The 535-nt window shown below is 56.4% G+C and carries 1 protein-coding gene; it reads right to left on the minus strand.

Annotation, left to right across the window (positions count from 1 at the left end):
• Positions 1-308 (minus strand): IS110 family transposase (locus NPS47_RS25365; RefSeq protein WP_274297443.1); only part of this gene is annotated, 308 nt, incomplete at its 3' end.
• Positions 309-535: the final 227 nt, after the last annotated feature.

Raw genomic sequence — 535 nt, forward strand, 5'->3', positions numbered from 1 at the left:
TCCGCTAATACGGCTGCATCAATGGGATCGGTCTTGGCGTTCTTGCCCATTGCCACGGCGAAAGCCCTGGCCCGACGAGGATTGATCCTCAGTACATTGAAGTTCGCGCTTTGCAGCGCGGCCATCACCTTGCGCTCGTAGCCGCCTGTGGCCTCAAGCAGAACCCGGCCAACCTCGTAACGGCTCAAGCACTCGATCAATTCATCAAAGCCTTGCGAAGTGTTGGAAACGTCGAAACCTTCATTCTGGGGTTGAACCCACACAACCAGGTTTGATTTGGAAATATCGATGCCGACCCAGGAAATCATGGCAAAACCCTCGTACACTCAGGAGTGAGAGCGCTCTGGCCTTGCCCACGCTTGTGATTCGAGTGGCGCTCATCCAACTGTTCGGGCTTATGGGTCAGAGTGGAAAGGTGGATGGCAGCTTGGCTCCCACTCGTGCTTCAAGCACCGCGGACTCACAGCTTGCCATCCACCCCTCTCACCTCAGAGTGTATTCCCTGTCGCTAGACACAAGCGGGCTTGCCCCGCGA

Origin of the sequence: Pseudomonas putida (assembly GCF_028682475.1) — a bacterium.
Classification (GTDB): Bacteria; Pseudomonadota; Gammaproteobacteria; order Pseudomonadales; family Pseudomonadaceae; genus Aquipseudomonas; species Aquipseudomonas putida_AG.